We start from the raw sequence: 245 nt of genomic DNA on the forward strand, positions 1-245 counted from the left end.
TGGATGATACTGCCAAAGTTAGTGAAAATGTCAAAGGAGCACAAAACAAAGCACAAATCAAATTGGCCAAAGCAGAGAACGAAGCTCGACAAAAGACGGCGCTCGTTCAAGAGCTGCAGACCCAAGTGAAAGCCCTGAAGCAAGAGAATACAGAACTTTTGCGAGAGCAAGAGCAAGCCGCCGATGCCGCAAGAAGCAAATTGGCTGAAAGAGAGAAGAAGCTGCAAAGAGTGGAAAGAGAACTG

1 protein-coding gene is annotated in these 245 nt (G+C 46.5%); it reads left to right on the forward strand.

The features are described from left to right. Nucleotides 1-245: hypothetical protein (locus tag ACYQ78_RS39980; protein WP_459806212.1), on the forward strand; the 245-nt coding region annotated here is incomplete at both ends.

Source organism: Herbidospora sp. RD11066, assembly GCF_054661255.1.